Annotated in this window: 19 protein-coding genes; 7 read left to right on the forward strand and 12 right to left on the reverse strand. The window is 75.2% G+C overall.

Annotated features, from left to right (window positions below; all coding sequences use genetic code 11):
* Positions 1-30: 30 nt before the first annotated feature.
* The 4 genes from J3473_RS10660 to J3473_RS10675 all read right to left on the reverse strand — a co-directional run bounded on the left by J3473_RS10660 (position 31) and on the right by J3473_RS10675 (position 5,126).
* Complete coding sequence (locus J3473_RS10660) at positions 31-660, reverse strand: hemerythrin domain-containing protein (RefSeq protein ID WP_030527940.1); 630 nt, start codon at positions 658-660, stop codon at positions 31-33.
* Between the two features lie 62 nt (positions 661-722).
* Positions 723-1,286: a 16S rRNA (guanine(966)-N(2))-methyltransferase RsmD gene (rsmD, locus tag J3473_RS10665; RefSeq protein WP_207023250.1), complete on the reverse strand. Its 564-nt coding sequence runs from the start codon at positions 1,284-1,286 to the stop codon at positions 723-725.
* On the reverse strand, positions 1,286-3,460 hold the full coding sequence (locus J3473_RS10670) for an ATP-dependent DNA helicase RecG (RefSeq protein ID WP_207023252.1): 2,175 nt from the start codon (positions 3,458-3,460) through the stop codon (positions 1,286-1,288). The genes rsmD and J3473_RS10670 overlap by 1 nt, the downstream gene beginning before the upstream one ends.
* A gap of 1 nt (position 3,461) precedes the next feature.
* On the reverse strand, positions 3,462-5,126 hold the full coding sequence (locus tag J3473_RS10675) for a DAK2 domain-containing protein (protein ID WP_207023254.1): 1,665 nt from the start codon (positions 5,124-5,126) through the stop codon (positions 3,462-3,464).
* A 147-nt stretch (positions 5,127-5,273) separates the two neighbouring features.
* Between J3473_RS10675 and rpmB the strand changes: the two genes are divergently transcribed.
* A complete protein-coding gene (rpmB, locus tag J3473_RS10680) occupies positions 5,274-5,468 on the forward strand; it encodes a 50S ribosomal protein L28 (RefSeq protein ID WP_030527936.1) in 195 nt (64 codons plus the stop codon).
* A 74-nt stretch (positions 5,469-5,542) separates the two neighbouring features.
* Here rpmB and thiL read toward each other — a convergent pair whose 3' ends face one another.
* Positions 5,543-6,550, reverse strand: coding sequence for a thiamine-phosphate kinase (gene thiL / locus J3473_RS10685; RefSeq protein WP_207023257.1), 1,008 nt, complete (start codon positions 6,548-6,550; stop codon positions 5,543-5,545).
* Between the two features lie 131 nt (positions 6,551-6,681).
* Between thiL and J3473_RS10690 the strand changes: the two genes are divergently transcribed.
* Both J3473_RS10690 and J3473_RS10695 read left to right on the forward strand, forming a co-directional pair.
* On the forward strand, positions 6,682-6,915 hold the full coding sequence (locus tag J3473_RS10690; RefSeq protein ID WP_207023259.1) for an Lrp/AsnC family transcriptional regulator: 234 nt from the start codon (positions 6,682-6,684) through the stop codon (positions 6,913-6,915).
* Positions 6,916-6,917: 2 nt separating this feature from the next.
* Positions 6,918-7,355 (forward strand): DUF3515 family protein, encoded by a 438-nt coding sequence (locus J3473_RS10695; protein WP_207023261.1) that lies wholly within the window; start codon positions 6,918-6,920, stop codon positions 7,353-7,355.
* A gap of 20 nt (positions 7,356-7,375) precedes the next feature.
* Here J3473_RS10695 and J3473_RS10700 read toward each other — a convergent pair whose 3' ends face one another.
* Positions 7,376-8,497, reverse strand: coding sequence for a D-alanine--D-alanine ligase family protein (locus J3473_RS10700; RefSeq protein ID WP_207023263.1), 1,122 nt, complete (start codon positions 8,495-8,497; stop codon positions 7,376-7,378).
* Positions 8,498-8,532: 35 nt separating this feature from the next.
* On the opposite strand from J3473_RS10700, the gene J3473_RS10705 reads away from it, so the two are divergent.
* On the forward strand, positions 8,533-9,630 hold the full coding sequence (locus tag J3473_RS10705; protein WP_207023265.1) for a PLP-dependent aspartate aminotransferase family protein: 1,098 nt from the start codon (positions 8,533-8,535) through the stop codon (positions 9,628-9,630).
* Positions 9,631-9,651: 21 nt separating this feature from the next.
* Here the strand turns inward: J3473_RS10705 and J3473_RS10710 are convergent, their stop codons facing one another.
* On the reverse strand, positions 9,652-10,650 hold the full coding sequence (locus J3473_RS10710) for an NAD(P)H-dependent glycerol-3-phosphate dehydrogenase (protein ID WP_030527930.1): 999 nt from the start codon (positions 10,648-10,650) through the stop codon (positions 9,652-9,654).
* On the reverse strand, positions 10,647-11,405 hold the full coding sequence (locus tag J3473_RS10715; protein ID WP_207023267.1) for a 1-acyl-sn-glycerol-3-phosphate acyltransferase: 759 nt from the start codon (positions 11,403-11,405) through the stop codon (positions 10,647-10,649). Before J3473_RS10715 ends, J3473_RS10710 begins: the two co-directional genes overlap by 4 nt.
* An 89-nt stretch (positions 11,406-11,494) precedes the next feature.
* On the opposite strand from J3473_RS10715, the gene cofC reads away from it, so the two are divergent.
* Positions 11,495-12,337, forward strand: coding sequence for a 2-phospho-L-lactate guanylyltransferase (gene cofC, locus J3473_RS10720; protein ID WP_242525815.1), 843 nt, complete (start codon positions 11,495-11,497; stop codon positions 12,335-12,337).
* 22 nt (positions 12,338-12,359) lie between these two features.
* On the opposite strand, the gene J3473_RS10730 is transcribed toward cofC, so the two are convergent.
* The 3 genes from J3473_RS10730 to leuC form a co-directional block, all read right to left on the reverse strand.
* Complete coding sequence (locus J3473_RS10730) at positions 12,360-13,109, reverse strand: HU family DNA-binding protein (protein WP_207023269.1); 750 nt, start codon at positions 13,107-13,109, stop codon at positions 12,360-12,362.
* A 259-nt stretch (positions 13,110-13,368) separates the two neighbouring features.
* The gene (leuD, locus tag J3473_RS10735; protein ID WP_207023271.1) at positions 13,369-13,959 is read right to left on the reverse strand and encodes a 3-isopropylmalate dehydratase small subunit; all 591 of its coding nucleotides are present in this window, start codon (positions 13,957-13,959) and stop codon (positions 13,369-13,371) included.
* On the reverse strand, positions 13,959-15,371 hold the full coding sequence (gene leuC, locus J3473_RS10740) for a 3-isopropylmalate dehydratase large subunit (RefSeq protein ID WP_207023274.1): 1,413 nt from the start codon (positions 15,369-15,371) through the stop codon (positions 13,959-13,961). The genes leuD and leuC overlap by 1 nt, the downstream gene beginning before the upstream one ends.
* Positions 15,372-15,523: 152 nt before the next feature.
* Here leuC and J3473_RS10745 point away from each other — a divergent pair, with 152 nt between their 5' ends.
* Positions 15,524-16,267, forward strand: a complete 744-nt coding sequence (locus tag J3473_RS10745) for an IclR family transcriptional regulator (protein WP_030527924.1) — start codon at positions 15,524-15,526, stop codon at positions 16,265-16,267.
* Positions 16,268-16,376: 109 nt separating this feature from the next.
* Complete coding sequence (locus J3473_RS10750) at positions 16,377-16,715, forward strand: NAD(P)-dependent oxidoreductase (RefSeq protein ID WP_207023276.1); 339 nt, start codon at positions 16,377-16,379, stop codon at positions 16,713-16,715.
* A 4-nt stretch (positions 16,716-16,719) separates the two neighbouring features.
* On the opposite strand, the gene J3473_RS10755 is transcribed toward J3473_RS10750, so the two are convergent.
* A complete protein-coding gene (locus tag J3473_RS10755; RefSeq protein WP_207023279.1) occupies positions 16,720-17,217 on the reverse strand; it encodes a DUF4188 domain-containing protein in 498 nt (165 codons plus the stop codon).
* Positions 17,218-17,291: the final 74 nt, after the last annotated feature.

Genomic DNA, 17,291 nt, shown 5'->3' on the forward strand with positions numbered 1-17,291 from the left:
CCAACCTAGCAAGGGCCCGGGCGGGGTGGGTCAGTCGCCGTTCTTCGCGGCGTCCTCGACCTCCTCGGCCTTCTCCTTGGCCTCCTCCTTGATGCGGTCGGCCTCCTCGCGCGCCTCCTCGGGGGCGAGGGCGCCCTTGGCGACGGCCTCGTCGATGAGGGCGGCGACCTGCTCCTCGGAGCCGCAACCCTCCTCGAGGAGCTGGTTGCGGCGGGTCAGCCAGTCGACGCCGAGCCGCTCGCGCACCTCGAGGTCGACCTCCTCGCGCGCCGGGTTGAGGATGGTCTGCTCCTCCTCGTTCGCGTGGTGGTTGACCACCGTCGCGAGGTCCTCGAGGGCGTCGTCGTACTTCTGGGTGTCGGTGCCCTTGGCGCGCAGGAAGGCCAGCAGCGCCTCGTTGATCTCGGCGTGCTCCTCCTCGCCGTGCTCGGCCTCGTGGTCGGTGATGTCGTCGGCCTTGCGGCGCAGGGTCGGGTAGACCTTCTCCTCCTCGGCGACGGCGTGCGCGGTCAGCACCTCGGCCAGGGCGCGGCGGGCGGCCTCGCGGTCGGTGTCGGTGCGCCGGGCCTCGCGCAGGAGGTCCTCGAAGAGCCGGTGGTCCTCGAGGATGCGCTCGATGACGTCGCCGCTGACCGGCCGGGGGATCTCGTAGTCGCTCATCCACGCATCCTGTCAGAGGGCATGCCTGACCTGCGTCGACGCATCCCGTCCTTCGACGAGCGTCAGGGGCGCTCGGCGAGCCAGACGGTGGTCTCGCCGTACTTGCGCGGCTTGCCGACGCGCTCGAGGCCGGCGGGCCAGGCGGGCTCCGGTGAGCGCGAGGAGCGCTCGACGACGACGAGCCCGTCGTCCCCGAGCCAGCCGTCGGCGAGCCGCTCCAGCACGGAGGCCAGCGCCTCCTCCCCCACGTCGTACGGGGGGTCGAGCAGCACGAGGTCGGCCGGGCCCTCGGCCCCGGGCTCGCCGGCGAGCGCCGAGGCGACCGTCGTCGGCACGACCCGCACCCCTCGCAGCGCGAGCGAGGCGACGTTGGCGGCGATGACCGTCGCGGCGCGCCGGTCGGACTCGACGAGCACGCACGAGCGCGCCCCGCGGCTCACCGCCTCGAGGCCGAGCGCGCCGGAGCCGGCGTAGAGGTCGAGGACGTGGGCACCGCGCACCGCGCCGCGGGCCTCGAGCGCCGAGAAGAGCGCCTCGCGGACCCGGTCGCTCGTGGGGCGGGTCCCCGCGCCGGGCGGGGTGCGCAGGGTGCGTCCGCCGTGCGTGCCGGCGATGATGCGGGTCATCAGCCACGCTCCAGGTAGGCGGCCTGCTCGGCGTCGACGCGGGCCTGGACGGCGGCCGCCAGCAGGGGGTGGTCGGCGAGGTCGGGGTCGGCGTCGACGAGCGCGAAGGCGTCCTCGCGGGCCTGCTCGATGACGTCCTCGTGCTCGAGGATGTGGAGGAACTCCAGCTGTGTGCGCCGGCCGTGCTGCGCGGCCCCGAGGATGTCGCCCTCGCGGCGCTGGGCGAGGTCGAGGCGGGCGAGCTCGAAGCCGTCCGTCGTCCCCGCGACCGCGGCGAGCCGGGTCAGTGCCGGTTCGGCCTCGGACCCGGTGACGAGCAGGCACAGCCCGGGGAAGCCGCCCCGGCCGATGCGCCCGCGCAGCTGGTGCAGCTGGCTCACCCCGAAGCGGTCGGCGTCCATGACGACCATGACGCTCGCGTTCGGCACGTCGACCCCGACCTCGACGACCGTCGTCGAGACGAGGACGTCGGTCTCGCCCCGCTGGAAGCGCCCCATGACGGCGTCCTTGTCCTCGGGCGGCATCCGGCCGTGCAGGACCTCGAGGGTGAGCCCGGCGAGCGCCGGCTCGTCGGCCAGCCGCGCGGCGAGGGCGGTGACGCTGGTCAGCGGCCGCGGCGGCGGTGCCTGGGCCTCGTCGGCGTCGGGGTCGGTGGCCTCGACGGTCAGCACGGCGCCGTCCTCGGGCGCGTCGTCGTCGCCGATGCGCGGGCACACGACGTACGCCTGCCGGCCGGACCGCACCTCCTCGGCGATGCGCTGCCACGTCCGCTCCATCCACCCCGGCCGGTCCTCGGGCACGACGTGGGTCGTGATCGGCGCTCGCCCGGCGGGCAGCTCGCGCAGGGTCGAGGTCTCGAGGTCGCCGAACACCGTCATCGCGACGGTGCGCGGGATGGGCGTGGCGGTCATGACGAGGACGTGCGGCGGCGTGGACCCCTTGGCGCGCAACGCGTCCCGCTGCTCGACCCCGAACCGGTGCTGCTCGTCGACGACGACGAGGGCGAGGTCGTAGAAGTCGACGTGCTCCTGGAGCAGCGCGTGCGTGCCGACGACGATGCCCGCGTCGCCGCTCACGACGTCGAGGAGGGTGCGCCGGCGCTCCGCGGTCGGCTGGCTGCCGGTGAGCAGCGCGACCCGCGTCCCGTGCTCGGCGCCGCCGAGCATCCCGCCCTCCGCGAGGTCGCCGAGCATCCGGGTGATCGTCCGGTGGTGCTGCGCGGCGAGGACCTCGGTCGGGGCGAGCAGCGCGGCCTGGCCTCCGGAGTCGACCGCCTGGAGCATCGCCCGCAGCGCGACGACCGTCTTGCCGGAGCCGACCTCGCCCTGGAGCAGCCGGTGCATCGGCACCTCGCGGCCCATCTCGTCGGCGACGACTGCCCCGATGTCCCGCTGGCCGTCGGTGAGGGTGAACGGCAGCCGCTCGTCGAACGCGGCGAGCAGCCCGTCGGCCTGCCCGGCGCGGGCGCGCGTCGCCGTCGCGGCCGAGGCCCGCCGGCGCTGCGCGAGCGTCGCCTGGAGGACGAACGCCTCCTCGTAGCGCAGCCGCTGCTGGGCCGCCGCGACCTGCTCGAGGGTGTCCGGGCCGTGGATGCCGCGCAGGGCGTCGGTGCGCGACACCAGGTTCCGCCGCGCACGGACGTCCGCCGGCAGGGCGTCGGGCACGTCGTCGAGGACGTCGAGGACGCGGCGCACCGACTCGGTGACCGTCCACGTGTGCAGCTTGCCGACCCGGCGGTAGATGGGGATGAGGTCGCGCCGATCCCCCGCGTCGTAGTCGTCGAGCATCGTGTAGCCGGGGTGCGTCAGCTGGAGGCGACCGCGGTAGGTGCCGACCGTGCCGGCGAAGATCCCGCGGGCCCCGGGCACGAGCACCTTGTCGTGGCCCCAGGCCTTGAAGAACGTGATGTCGAGCTCGTGGCGCCCGTCGGTGATGACGACCTCGAGCATCGTGCCCTTGCGCGTCTTCATCCGCCGGGTCTGCGCCGAGCGCACCTCGGCGACCCCGACGAGGAACTCACCGGGCGTCACGGCGCCGAGGTCCGCCTCGCGGGTGCGGTAGCGACGCGGCCAGTAGGCGAGCAGGTCGCCGACGGTGTGGACGTCACGGTGCTTGGCGAAGTCGGCGGCGGCCGTGGCGATGATCGGCCGCAGCGGGCTGGACTCGGTCGCCACGTCACTCCACCCCGATGAGGAGCGGGTACACGGGCTGGCCGCCGTCGAGGACGACGACCTCGAGCTCGGGTCGCTCGCGCCCGAGGTCGGTGGCGAGGCGCTCGACGAGCAGCGGGTCGGCGTCGGCGCCGCGGACCAGGGTGACGAGCTCGCCGCCGGCCGAGAGGAGCCGGTCGAGGACGTCGCGCGCGGACGCCGCGAGGTCGGTGCCGAGGAACGCGACGTCGCCGTCGACGATCCCGAGGACGTCCCCCGGGCGGCAGACGCCGGCCCAGGTCAGCGCCTCCTTGGTGGCCACCGACACCGCCCCGTGGCGGGTCGCGACGGCGGCCTGGGTCATCGCGACGACGTTGGCGTGCACCGGCCGCGCGGGGTCGAGGACGGCCATCGCCGCGATGGCCTGCACGGTGGTGCGGGCCGGGACGACGTGCACCTCGAGCCCGTCGGCCGCGCCGGCCTCGGCCGCGACCTCGGCGGCCATCAGCCCGTCGGGGTCGGCGGGCAGGACGACGACCGCGCAGGCCCCGGTGCGCCGGGCGGCGTCGAGCAGCTGGCTGGCCGAGGCGCGCCGGCCCGGGCCGAACTCCAGCGCGACGGCGCCGGCCTCCTCGAGCAGGGCCACGACCCCCGGCCCCGCGGCGCCGGCGACGACCCCGAGGGGCACGACGGCCTCACGGGCCGCGACCTGGCTCGGCAGGTGGGTGATGCGGATGCGCTCCGGCCGGCCCGCGCCGAGCGCGGCCTCGACCGCGGCGCCGGCGTCGTCGACGTGGACGTGGACGTTCCAGAGGTCCGGGCCGCCGACGACGATGAGCGAGTCGCCGAGGGCGTCGAGCTGCTCGGTCAGCGCCTGCACGCGCGCGGCGTCGGTGTCCAGCAGCAGGTACATCACCTCGAAGGCCGGCCCGGGCGCCTCGCCCTCGTCGGTCGTGTCGTCCGGCGACGGGCGCCGCGGCGGGGAGTGCCAGCGCGCGGGGTCGGTGCCGCTCGCCGCGGTGAGCAGCCCCTCGTCGGCGCTCGTCCACGCACCGGTGACGACCCGGTGCAGGGCCTCGAGGAGCAGGACGCAGCCCGCTCCCCCGGCGTCGACGACGCCGGCGCGGGCGAGGGCCGGCAGCTGCTCGGGCGTGCGGGCGAGCGCCTCCGTCGCGGCCTCGACGGCGGCGGCCGACACCTGGGCCATCGAGCCGCCGGCGTCGCAGGCCGCCCGGGCCCCGGCCGCCGCGGCGTCGGCGACGCTGAGGATGGTCCCCTCCTGCGGGTGCGCGACGCTGGCCCGGGCCTTGGCCGCCCCCCGCTCGAGGCAGGCGGCGAGGAGCGCGACGTCGACCTCGGCGGCGTCCTCCTCGACGACGACGTCGCAGACGCCTCCGACCACCTGGCTGAGGATGACCCCGGAGTTGCCGCGGGCCGAGAGCAGGACGGCGCGGCGCAGCGTTCGGCACTCCTCGACGAGCCCGACGGCGCCGCTCCCCCCGTCGGCCGAGCGCGCCGCGACGACCTCGTCGATCGCGCCGTCGAGGGTGAGGTAGAGGTTGGTGCCCGTGTCGCCGTCGGGCACGGGGAAGACGTTGAGCTCGTCGATCTCCGTGCGGCGCGCCGCGAGGGCGGCCCGGGTCAGCAGGGCCCACTGCCGGGCGTCGGCGGCGGTGAGGACGTCGGGCACGATGTCAGGGTAACGGGGTGGTCCGTCGCCCCCGCCGGAGCCGTTTTGGTCGGGCCGGTGGCCCTCGGCTACTCTTGTCCGGTTGCGCGTGCGCTCTGCGCCGCGCCCCGATGACCACACGACCGTTACTGCATCAGGAGATCTCCCGTGGCTGCCAACTGCGACGTCTGCGGCAAGGGCCCCGGTTTCGGGCACAACATCTCGCACTCGCACCGCCGCACGAAGCGCCGTTGGAACCCCAACATCCAGCGCGTCAAGGCGATGGTGGGCGAGGCCGGTGTGACCCCGAAGCGGCTCAACGTCTGCACCTCGTGCCTCAAGGCGGGCAAGGTCAAGCGCTGACCTCCCCCTGACGCACCTCGGAACGGGCGGCCTCCCTCGCGGAGGCCGCCCGTTCCGCGTCTTCCGGGCAGGGTTCAGGCGCCGGCGAAGTGGTCCCAGCCGCGCACGTCCGGCACGACCCCGTCGACCGTGACGCGCGCGCCGTCGGGCCCGGTCCCGCCGACCCGGCCCACCGCCACCCACGGCCGCCCCGGCAGCGCTCCGAGGTCGACCGACGCCGGGAAGCACCCGACGAGCGAGTGCTCCTCGCCCCCGCCGAGCACCTGGCGCAGCGCCTCGTCGGCCCCGAGGCAGCGCTTGAGCGGGCCGCTCGCGAACCGCGTCCGCAGCGCCTCCCCCGACAGGTCGATGCCCACCCCGCTCGCCCGGGCGACCCGCCCGAGGTCGGTGACGAGCCCGTCCGAGACGTCGACGAGCGCGTGCGCGCCGGCGTCGGCGGCGACCGGCCCGGCCTCCCACGGCGGCCGCGGCGCCCGGTGGGCCGCGCGCAGCCGGTCGGCGTCCTCCCCTCCCCCGGACGAACGCCCCGCGAGGTAGAGGGCCAGGCCGCCGCCGGAGGTCCCGAGCGTGCCGCAGACGGCGACGACGTCGCCGGGGCGCGCGCCCGAGCGCCGGACCGGTCGCCGGCCGCGCAGGTCGCCGAGCGCCGTGAGGGTGACCGTCACGACCCCCGCCGGCCCGGACGACAGGTCGCCGCCGACGACGGGTGCGCCGGACTCCCGCGACACCGCGGCGATGCCCTCGGCCAGCCCGAGCACCCAGTCGACCGGGGTGTCGGGGTCGGCGACGAGCGAGACGAGCAGCCCGGTCGGGACGGCGCCCATCGCCGCGACGTCGGCGAGGTTCTGCACGCTCACCTTGACGCCGACGTCGTGCGGGCCCGACCAGTCGTCGCGCCAGTCGCGGCCGCGGACCATCCCGTCGGTCGTCGCGACGACCGTGCCGGACGGGGTCGCGAGCACCGCGGCGTCGTCGCCCGGGCCGACCGGCAGGGCCGCGTCGTCCGGGGCCACGGCCGCGGCGTAGAGGGGGAAGACGCGGGCGAGGAGCTCGGCCTCGTCCAGGTCGCGCAGGCGCTCCACGCGGTGCTCCCTCCCTGCGGTGACGTCCGGTCCACCGGCACGGTAGCGTCTGGGTCGAGCCCCGCCGGACCCGGTGGGCACCACGTGCGGGGCCGCACCGGCCCCGCCGACCGACGACAAGGTGGAGTTCAGTGGTCCAGGCCTACATCCTGATCCAGACCGACGTCGGGCGCGCCGCGTCCGTCGCCGCGACGATCGCCGGCATCGACGGCGTCGTCCTCGCCGAGGACGTCACCGGCCCCTACGACGTCATCGCCCGGGTGGAGGCCGCGACCGTCGACGAGCTGGGCAAGCTCGTCATCTCCCGCATCCAGGACACCGAGGGCATCACCCGCACCCTCACGTGCACCGTGGTCCACGTCTGAGCGTGCCCGGACCCCGTCGGACGGCGGCAGCGCTCGGCGCTGCCGCCGTCCTGCTGTCCGGGTGCTCCACGGCCGTCGGGGTGAGCGTGCCCGGGGGCGCCGCCGGCTGCGGCGACCCCCGCTGGCCGGCGCAGGTCGGCGGCCACGAGCGCGTCGACACCGACCCCGCGAACGCTGCCGTCGCCGCGTGGGGCGACCCCGCGGTGGTCGCGCGCTGCGGCGTCGGCGCGCTGGCGCCGACCGAGACGGAGTGCATCGAGATCGACGGCGTCGGATGGATCCCGTCGAGCCTCTCGGACGGCACGCGCTTCACGACGTTTGGCACCGACCCCGCGCTCGAGGTGCTCGTGCCGTCGGCCTACGACCCCGCGCCGCTCGTGCTGCCGGCCTTCGACGAGGTCGCGAAGGCCCTGCCGCCCAACGGTCTCCGCTGCCGCTGAACCCCCGCGGCGGCGGCGCGTCAGCGCAGGCCGGTGCGCCGCTCGAGCGCCAGCGCGACGAGCTCGTCGATGAGCTCGGGGTAGGCGACCCCGGTCGCGGCCCACATCCGCGGGTACATCGAGCTCGGGGTGAAGCCGGGCATCGTGTTGACCTCGTTGAGGACGATCTCGCCCTCGTCGGTGAGGAAGAAGTCGACGCGGGCGAGGCCCTCGCAGCCGGCGGCCTCGAAGGCGCGCGCCGCCATCGACCGGATGTCGACGGCCACCTGCGACGGCACGTCGGCCGGCGCCTCGAGCCGCACGTCGTCCCCCGCGAGGTACTTGGCCTCGAAGTCGTAGAAGTCGTGGTTCTGCACGACGACGCACTCGCCGAGCTCGCTCGTGCGGGGGGCGTCGGTGCCACGGCCCTCGAGGACGCCGCACTCGATCTCGCGCCCGACGATGCCCTGCTCGACGACGACCTTGGGGTCGTGCTCGCGGGCCGCCTCGATCGCGGCCTCGAGGGCGTCCGTCGACGCGACCTTCGTGATGCCCATGCTCGACCCGGCGCGGGCCGGCTTGACGAACACCGGGAAGGTCAGGGCGCCGACGGCGTCCATCGCGGCCGCGGGGTCGCGCCGCCAGTCGCGGTCGGTGATGACGACGTACGGGCCGACCGGCAGGCCGGCCGCCGCCAGCACGGTCTTCATCATCGCCTTGTCCATCATGACCGCCGAGGCGGTGACGCCCGACCCGACGTACCGGACGTCGGCGAGGTCGAGCAGCCCCTGGATGGTGCCGTCCTCGCCGAACGGGCCGTGGAGCAGCGGGAAGACGACGTCGACCTCCCCGAGCGTGCGCGGCGCCTGCCCCGCCTCGTGGACGACGAGGGTGCGGTCGGTGGCCGAGGTCGGGACGATGACGCTCGCCGACCCGCCGTCGACCTGCGGCTCGTGGCCGGGCGCGAGCCGCAGCGGCTCGGGGTCGTCGGCGGCGAGGACCCAGTGGCCGTCCTTGGCGATGCCCACGGGCACGACGTCGTAGCGGTCGCGGTCGAGCGCCTCGAGGACGCTCGCGGCGGTCGCGCAGGAGACGGCGTGCTCGGACGAGCGGCCCCCGAAGACGAGGGCGACGCGGATCTTGTCGGCTGGGCGGTCGGTCATCGCAGGCGACTCTAGCCGCCCCTAGGGTGGCCCTCGTGACCGACGGCCCCTCCTCGCCCGAGCCCCTCGCCCCCGCCACCCGGCTCGTCGCCCTCGGGCGCGAGCCGGCCTCCCCGGGAGCGCAGGTCGGCGCGCCGCTCGTGCTCACCTCGACCTACCACGCGGACGGCGCGGTCAGCTACGGCCGCGGCGGCAACCCGACGTGGTCGGCCCTCGAGGAGGCCCTCGGCTCGCTCGAGGGCGGCGACGCGCTCGTCCTCGCCTCCGGGATGGCCGCCGTGTCCGCCGCGTTCTCGCTCCTCCCCCACGGCGGCACCGTCGTCGTCCCGGACGCCGCCTACAACGGCGTGATGGCGACCGTCGGCGACCTCGAGGCCGAGGGCGCCGCGACGGTCCGCCGGGTCGACCTCACCGACAGCGCGGCGGTCGTCGCCGCCCTCGACGGCGCCGACCTGCTCTGGCTCGAGTCACCGACCAACCCCCTCCTCGAGGTCGCCGAGGTCGCGACCCTCGCCGCCGCCGCCCGCGAGCGCGGGGTGCTGACGGTCGTCGACAACACCTTCGCGACGCCGCTCCTCCAGCGGCCGCTCGAGGACGGCGCCGACGTCGTCGTGCACTCGGTCACCAAGTACCTCGCCGGCCACAGCGACGTCCTCCTCGGCGCGGTCGTCACGGCGCCCACCGAGGCCGGCCGCGCCCTCCACGACCGCCTGCACCGGTACCGGCGCCTGCGGGGCGCCATCGCCGGGCCGATGGAGTCCTGGCTCGCGCTGCGCGGGATGCGCACCCTGCACCTGCGCCTCGAGCGGGCCTGTGCGAGCGCGGTCGAGCTCGCGCGCCGGCTCGAGGGCCACCCGGCCGTCACCCGCGTCCGCTACCCCGGCTTCGGCGCGATCGTCAGCATCGAGGTCGTCGGCGGGGCCGACGGCGCCGAGCGCGTCTCGGCCGCCACGCGGCTCTGGGTGCACGCGACGAGCCTCGGCGGCGTCGAGAGCCTCCTCGAGCGACGCAAGCGCCAGCCCGACGAGCCCCTCAAGGTCCCCGACGAGCTGCTGCGGCTCTCGGTCGGCGTCGAGGACGTCGACGACCTGTGGCGCGACCTCGCGACCGCCCTGGACCACGCGGCGGGCTGAACCCGCGGGTGCCGCTGCGGCTCAGGCGGTCTCGGCCTTGCGGGGCCGCGAGAGCAGGGCGGCGACAACCTCCTGCGCGGTCCGGCCGTGCCGGATCATCGCGTCGACCTGCTCGATGATCGGCACATCGACGCCGTGCGCGCCGGCGAGCTCGAGGATCGAGGTGCACGACTTGACCCCCTCGGCGGTCTGCCGGGTCAACGCGACGACCTCGTCGACGGCCATCCCCTGCCCGAGCCGGACGCCGAAGGAGTGGTTGCGCGACAGCGGCGACATGCACGTCGCGATGAGGTCCCCGACCCCGGCGAGGCCCGCGAAGGTCACGGCCTCGCCGCCGAGCGCGGTCCCGAGGCGCATCGTCTCGGCGAGGCCGCGGGTGATGATCGAGGCCTTGGAGTTGTCGCCCATCCCGAGGCCCTCGGCCATCCCGACGGCGAGGGCGATGACGTTCTTGACGGCGCCGGCGATCTCGGTGCCGACGACGTCGGAGCCGGTGTACGGGCGGAAGTACGGTGCGGCACAGGCCGCGGCCACGCGCTCGGCCATCTCCTCGCTCCGGCTCGCGACGACGGACGCGGCGGGCTGCTTGGCCGCGATCTCGCGCGCGAGGTTGGGACCGGAGACGACGACGACCCGGTCGGGGTCCACGCCCCCGACCTCGGCGACGACCTCCGACATCCGCCGGGTCGTGCCGAGCTCGACGCCCTTCATGAGCGAGACGACCGCGGCGTCGCCCGGCAGCACGTGCCCCCAGGCGGTGAGGTTGTCGCGCAGGGTCTGCGAGGGCACCGCGAGGACGACGACGTCCGCGCCGTCCGCGGCCTCCGCCGGGTCGGTCGTCGCGCGGACGGTGCCCGGCAGGCGCAGCTCGGGGAGGTAGTCGCGGTTGACGCCCTCGTTGACCTGCGCGACGACCTCGGGCCGCCGGCCCCACATCGTCACCGGGGTGCCGGCGTCGGCGAGGACGGCCGCGAAGGCGGTCCCCCAGCTCCCGGTGCCGTAGACGGCCGCTCGGCTCATGACGCCTCCTCGATCGGTCGGGGTCGGCCGGTCGGGGTGACGCGGGCCCGTCGGGGGTCGAAGCGCTCGGCGGGCGCGGGCTCGCCCCGCAGCACCTCGAGCTCGGTGGTGATGGCGGCCATGATCCGGCGGGTCGCCTCGGCGAGCACCTCGGCCGTCACCGGCAGGTCGTAGAGGTCCGCGAGGTCGACCGGGCGGCCGGCCCGCACCCGCATGACGGGGCGCGGCAGGAGCCGCGGCACCCGCGCGTACGGCGCGAGCATCTCCTGCGGCCCCCAGACCGCGACGGGGACGACGGGGCACCGGGTCTCGAGGGCGACGCGGGCCGCGCCGGTCTTCCCGCGCATCGGCCAGAGGCCGGGGTCGCGGGTGAGCGTGCCCTCCGGGTAGATGGCGACGCACTTGTTCGCGCGGACCGCGGCGACCGCGGCGCGGTAGGCGTCGACCGCGCTGCCCGACTCGCGGTGCACCGGGATCTGGTCGGCCGAGCGCAGCACCGCCCCGACGACCGGGACGCGGAAGACCTCGTCCTTGCCGAGGAAGCGCGGCGAGTACCCCTGGTCGACGAGGAAGTGCGCGAAGGCGAGCGGGTCGACGTGCGAGACGTGGTTGGGGCACACGACCCAGCCGCCCGTGGTCGGCAGGTGCTCGGCCCCCTCCCAGCGGCGGCGCGTCAGCGCCCGGAAGACCGGCCGGAGGACGGCGATGGCGAACCGGTACCCGAAGGGACGCGAGCTGTCGGTCGGGGTGGTCACCTGTGGCCTTCCGGGGTGGGGGTCACCGCATTCTGGTCCGCGGTGCAGGTGATGTCGAGCGTGCCACGGCGGGGTGTCAGGATCGGCACGTGCCCTCGTCCCCAGCGCTCGCGGTCGTCGTCCCCGTCAAGGGCGGCCCGCTCGCGAAGTCGCGCCTGCCACTGCCGCGCGAGGACCGGATGGCCCTCGCCGACGCCTTCTCCCGCGACACCGTCGCCGCGGCCGCGTCCCTGCCCGGCGTCCGCGTGCTCGTCGTCACCGGCGACCCCGTCGTGGCGGCCTGGGCCGCGGTCGTCGCCCAGGTCGTGCCGGACCCCGGCGGGGGGCTGGACGCCGCGGTGCGGGCCGGGGTCGCGGCGGCCCGCGGCACGGGCGCCCGCCGCGCCGTCGTGCTGCTCGGGGACCACCCGGCGCTCACCGGCACCGAGCTCGCCGCCACGCTCGAGCGGACGGGCCGGCTCCCCCGGGCCGTCGTCCCCGACGCCGACGGCACCGGCACGGCGCTGCTGGACCTCGCGCTCGACGACGGGCCGGCCCCGACGCGCTTCGGGGCGGGGAGCGCTACCGCGCACGCCGACCTCGGCTGGGAGACGGTCCGGGTGCCCGCCGCGGGCCTGCGGACCGACGTCGACGACGCCGCGTCGCTGGCCGACGCCGTTGCGCTCGGGGTGGGTGCGCACACCGCCCAGGCCCTGGCTCGCGCTACCCTGCCGGGCGTGCAGGCCACCATCCACCGGGTCCCGGACGAGACGGGCGGCAGCGCGCTGCTCGACGACGGCCGCGAGGTCGAGGTGCCGATCGCCGCGCTCGTCGACAGCGGTCTCCTGCACCTGCGCAGCGGCCAGCGGGTGAGCATCGAGCTCGACGCCGACGGCCTCGTCGCCACGCGGGCCTGGATCGTCGGCATCGGGCCGGGCGAGACCATCCACTGACGGCCCCGCCCGACCCGGCGCGTCAGCGCTTGGCGGTCCTCTTGGCCGGGGCCTTCTTGGCGGTCGTCTTCTTCGCGGTCGTCGCCTTGCTCGCCGTCGCCTTCGTGGCGGTCTTCTTCGCGGGGGCGGCCTTGGTCGCGGTCTTCTTCGCCGGCGCCTTCTTCGCGGCGGTCTTCGCCGGGGTCGCCTTCGTCGCGACCTTCTTCGCGGCGGTCTTCGCCGGCGCCGTCGCCTTGGTCGCGGTCTTCTTCGCCGCGGTCTTGACGGGCGCCGCCTTCGTCGCGACCTTCTTCGCCGCCGTCTTCGGCGGCGCCGTGGCCTTGGTCGTGGTCTTCTTCGCCGCGGCCTTGGCCGGCGCCGCCTTGGTCGCCGTCTTCTTCGCGGTCGTGGCCTTGGTCGCCGACTTCTTGGCGGCCGTCTTCTTGGCCGGGGCCGCCGCGGCGCCCGCGCTGCCGGCGGCGGCACGACCCGTCGCCGTGCCGCCCTTGGGCAGCGAGCTGGGCTTGCGGACGTAGTCCTTGAAGGCGGTGCCCGGACGGAAGCGCGGAGCCTTGCTCTTGGGGATGCGCACCGAGGTACCGGTGTGCGGGTTGCGGCCGGTGCGAGCGGCGCGCTCCGCGCGGTCGAACGTGCCGAAGCCGGTGATCGCGACCTTGCCGCCCCGGGTGACCTCACGGACGATCGTGTCGAGCACGGTGTCCAGCGCGTCGTTCGCGAGCTTGCGGCTGCCGAGGGCCTTCTCGAGCTCCTTGACGATGTCTGCCTTGTTCACGGTGGATCCTCCATCGGTCGGCGCGAGGCGGCCGCCTCGACGCTGGGACGTGGGGCCGGGGCTCGCCGACCTTGGGGACGACGGTATGCCTGCCGGAGAGGCACGTCCACCACTCTCGCGGCGTGTTCTGGTTGCGCGACAGAGGCTTTGGCGACGCCGTCGGCGTCACAGCAGCCCCACGCACACCAGCGCGGCACCCCCGAGGGGATGCCGCGCCGCTGTGTTCCTGCCCGGAAACGGTTTTGGGAGAGGGGCTTTGTCAGGCGGTGACGCTCGGCTTCCACGCCGGACGAATTGTCTCGTAGGCCGTGATGTCCTCTTCGTGCCGCAGCGAGAGGCTGATGTCGTCCAGTCCCTCGAGGAGGCGCCAGCGGGTGTAGTCGTCGACCTCGAAGGGGGCCACGAGGTCACCGGCGGTGACGGTGCGGGACTCGAGGTCGACCGTCACGGAGGTACCGGGCTCGTTCTCCAGCAGCTTCCAGAGCAGCTCGACGTCGTCCTGCGAGCACTGCGCGGTGAGCAGGCCCTGCTTGCCGCTGTTGCCCCGGAAGATGTCCGCGAAGCGCGAGGAGATGACGACCCGGAAGCCGTAGTCCATGAGCGCCCACACCGCGTGCTCGCGCGAGGACCCGGTGCCGAAGTCGGGGCCGGCGACGAGGACCGACCCCGCGGCGAAGTTCGGGTCGTTGAGCACGAACGTCTCGTCGTTCCGCCAGGCGGCGAAGAGCCCGTCCTCGAACCCGGTGCGGGTCACCCGCTTGAGGTAGACGGCCGGGATGATCTGGTCGGTGTCGACGTTGCTGCGGCGCAGCGGGACGCCGATGCCGGTGTGCGACGTGAACTTCTCCATCAGGCGTTCGCCTCCACGGGCTCGAGGTCGGCAGGGCTCGACAGGGTGCCGCGGACCGCGGTGGCGGCCGCGACGAGCGGGCTGACCAGGTGGGTCCGGCCGCCCTTGCCCTGCCGTCCCTCGAAGTTGCGGTTCGAGGTCGACGCGCTGCGCTCCCCCGGCGCGAGCTGGTCGGGGTTCATCCCGAGGCACATCGAGCACCCCGGCAGGCGCCACTCGGCGCCGGCCGCGGTGAAGACCTCGTGCAGGCCCTCGGCCTCGGCCTGGAGGCGGACGCGGGCGGAGCCGGGGACGACGAGCATCCGCACGCCGTCGGCCACGTGGCGACCCTCGATGACCTCGGCCGCGGCGCGCAGGTCCTCGATCCGGCCGTTGGTGCAGGAGCCGACGAAGACGGTGTCGACGTGGATCTCGCGCAGCGGCGTCCCGGCCTGCAGACCCATGTACTCGAGCGCGCGGCGGGCGGCGACCTTGTCGTTGTCGTCCCCCATCGACTCGGGGTCCGGCACGGCCTCGCCGAGCGGGCTGCCCTGGCCGGGGTTGGTGCCCCAGGTGACGAAGGGGGTGAGGGAGGCGGCGTCGAGCGTGACCTCGGTGTCGAACTCGGCGTCGTCGTCGCTGCGCAGCTCGCGCCAGGCCTCGACGGCGGCGTCCCAGTCGGCGCCGGTCGGCGCGTGGTCGCGGCCGCGGACGTACTCGAAGGTCGTCTCGTCGGGAGCGATCATCCCGGCGCGCGCGCCGGCCTCGATCGACATGTTGCACACGGTCATCCGGGCCTCCATCGAGAGGGCGCGGATGGCGCTGCCCCGGTACTCGATGACGTAGCCCTGGCCGCCGCCGGTGCCGATCTTCGCGATGACGGCGAGGACGATGTCCTTGGCGGTGACGCCGGGCGAGAGCTCGCCCTCGACGGTCACGGCCATCGTCCGGAACGGCTTGAGCGGCAGGGTCTGCGTCGCGAGGACGTGCTCGACCTCGGAGGTGCCGATGCCGAAGGCCAGCGCCCCGAAGGCCCCGTGCGTCGAGGTGTGGCTGTCGCCGCAGACGATCGTCATCCCCGGCTGGGTCAGGCCCAGCTGCGGGCCGACCACGTGGACGATGCCCTGCTCGGCGTCGCCCATCGGGTAGAGCGTGACGCCGAACTCCTCGCAGTTGCGGCGCAGCGTCTCGACCTGGGTGCGGCTCACCGGGTCGGTGATCGGGCCCGGGGTCGTCGGGACGTTGTGGTCCTCGGTCGCCAGGGTGAGGTCGGGGCGGCGGACCGGCCGGCCGGCGAGGCGGAGCCCGTCGAAGGCCTGCGGGCTCGTCACCTCGTGGAGGAGGTGGAGGTCGATGTAGAGGAGGTCGGGCTCCCCGTCGCCCCGTCGCACGACGTGCTGCTCCCACACCTTCTCGGCCAGCGTTCCGGCCATCCCACTCACCTCTCGTCCACGTGACCGCGGCGGTCGGCCGCGGGGTCGTCGGCGGCGGACGCGGCACCGCGTCGTCGCCGTCGTCCCGAGATTCGCACGGTGATGTCATGGATGGACTTGCGTCTCATCCGATGAGATAGCAATATCAAGACATGGACAACAGCAGTGGGGTCGGAGTGCTCGACAAGGCAGCCGTCGTGCTGTCCGCCCTCGAGGCCGGCCCGTCGACGCTCGCCCAGCTCGTGACGGCCACCGGCCTGGCCCGCCCGACGGCGCACCGGCTCGCCGTCGCCCTCGAGCACCACCGGCTCGTGACGCGCGACCTGCAGGGACGCTTCGTCCTCGGCCCGCGCCTCGGCGAGCTCGCGGCCGCCGCCGGCGAGGACCGCCTCCTCGCCGCCGCCGGTCCGGTCCTCGGCGCGCTGCGCGACCACACGAACGAGTCGGCGCAGCTCTTCCGGCGCCAGGGCGAGTACCGGGTGTGCGTCTCGGCCGCCGAGCGCCCCGTCGGCCTGCGCGACTCCATCCCGATCGGCGCCACCCTCTCGATGCGCGCCGGCTCGGCCGCGCAGATCCTCCTCGCCTGGGAGGAGCCCGACCGGCTGCACCGCGGCCTCCAGGGCGCGGCCTTCACGGCGACGGCCCTCTCCGGGGTCCGGCGCCGGGGCTGGGCGCAGAGCGTCGGCGAGCGCGAGCCCGGCGTGGCGTCGGTCTCGGCCCCCGTCCGCTCCCCGAGCGGGCGGGTCATCGCGGCGGTCTCGATCTCGGGACCCATCGAGCGCCTCTCGCGCCAGCCCGGCCGCCTGCACGCCGCGACGGTCATGGCCGGCGCGAACAAGCTGAGCGAGGTCCTCGCGCGGCACGCCGCGCAGCAGGAGGTCCAGAACAACGCCTGACCGGCGGGGCCCGCCGGCCGCCACGCAACACGGATGTCACACGCGGCGCGCGCCGGGGCAACACGGCGCGGGCAGGCTGGGCGCACCGTCCATCGCAGGAGGAGCGCACGTGACCCCGACCGCCGCCTCGCGCATCGCCCGTGACCGCACCCGGCTGCTCGCCTTCCCGCGCCCGGACCGGCCGGCGCTGGTCGTCGGCGGTGGCAGCGTCGCGGCCCGGCGCGCGGCGGCGCTGACCCGGGCCCGGACGCCGGTCATCGTCTTCGCACCGACCCTGTGCGACGACGTCTTCGACCTGCTCGCCGAGCGGCTCGTCACCTGGGAGAACCGCTGGCCCACGCTCGAGGACCTGCGCTCGGCGTGGCTCGTCCACGCGGCGACCGGCGACGCCCGGCTCGACGCCCGGGTGTGCGCGCTCGCCGCGAGCGCCCGGGTCACGGTCGCCTGAGGCCTCAGGACAGCCGGCTGCCGAGCCGCTGGCGGGCCGTCTCACCGCGCCGACCCAGCGGGAGGACTCCGGCGATCGACGCGAGCCCGAGCGGCTTCGGACCCGCGTACGCGCTCTCGGCACCGTGCGGCGTCACCTCGTAGGTCTCGTGCCAGATGGTGACGGCGCCGGGGTCCTTCTTCGCGACGGCGTAGAACTCGGTCCACGCCGGCCGGTGCAGGTGGTCGGCGGCGTTCGCGTAGGCGTAGAGGTCCTCGGTGCTGCGCCACCACTGGACCATCGTCGTCGCCATGAGGTGCACGGTCGAGCGGCTGCCGAGGTAGCCGAGCGACTCCTCCTCCCCGCGGGCGGCCGCGGCCTTGTTGCGCTCGAGCTCGGTGATCATCCGCGGCATCGCGCTCGCAGCCTGGCGCACGATGCCGACCCGCCAGGGGCGGTGGACGCGCAGGCCGATGAGGAAGACGGTGAGGGGGCCGTCGTAGGCGTGGGTCATGCGATCCATGGGACGCTCCTGACTGGATAGTGACGCTGTCCGGTGACACCATGGTGGAGAGTGGCACTATCCGGTGTCAAGAG

It is taken from the genome of Phycicoccus sp. DTK01, assembly GCF_017312765.1.
Lineage (GTDB): Bacteria > Actinomycetota > Actinomycetes > Actinomycetales > Dermatophilaceae > Phycicoccus > Phycicoccus jejuensis.

Coding starts and splice junctions, on each gene's coding strand:
- J3473_RS10660 (WP_030527940.1), bottom strand. CDS start 660: ATGAGCGACTACGAGATCCCCCGGCCGGTCAGCGGCGACGTCATCGAG.
- rsmD (WP_207023250.1), bottom strand. CDS start 1,286: ATGACCCGCATCATCGCCGGCACGCACGGCGGACGCACCCTGCGCACC.
- J3473_RS10700 (WP_207023263.1), bottom strand. CDS start 8,497: ATGACCGACCGCCCAGCCGACAAGATCCGCGTCGCCCTCGTCTTCGGG.
- J3473_RS10710 (WP_030527930.1), bottom strand. CDS start 10,650: ATGAGCCGAGCGGCCGTCTACGGCACCGGGAGCTGGGGGACCGCCTTC.
- leuD (WP_207023271.1), bottom strand. CDS start 13,959: ATGGAGAAGTTCACGTCGCACACCGGCATCGGCGTCCCGCTGCGCCGC.
- leuC (WP_207023274.1), bottom strand. CDS start 15,371: ATGGCCGGAACGCTGGCCGAGAAGGTGTGGGAGCAGCACGTCGTGCGA.
- J3473_RS10745 (WP_030527924.1), top strand. CDS start 15,524: ATGGACAACAGCAGTGGGGTCGGAGTGCTCGACAAGGCAGCCGTCGTG.
- J3473_RS10755 (WP_207023279.1), bottom strand. CDS start 17,217: ATGGATCGCATGACCCACGCCTACGACGGCCCCCTCACCGTCTTCCTC.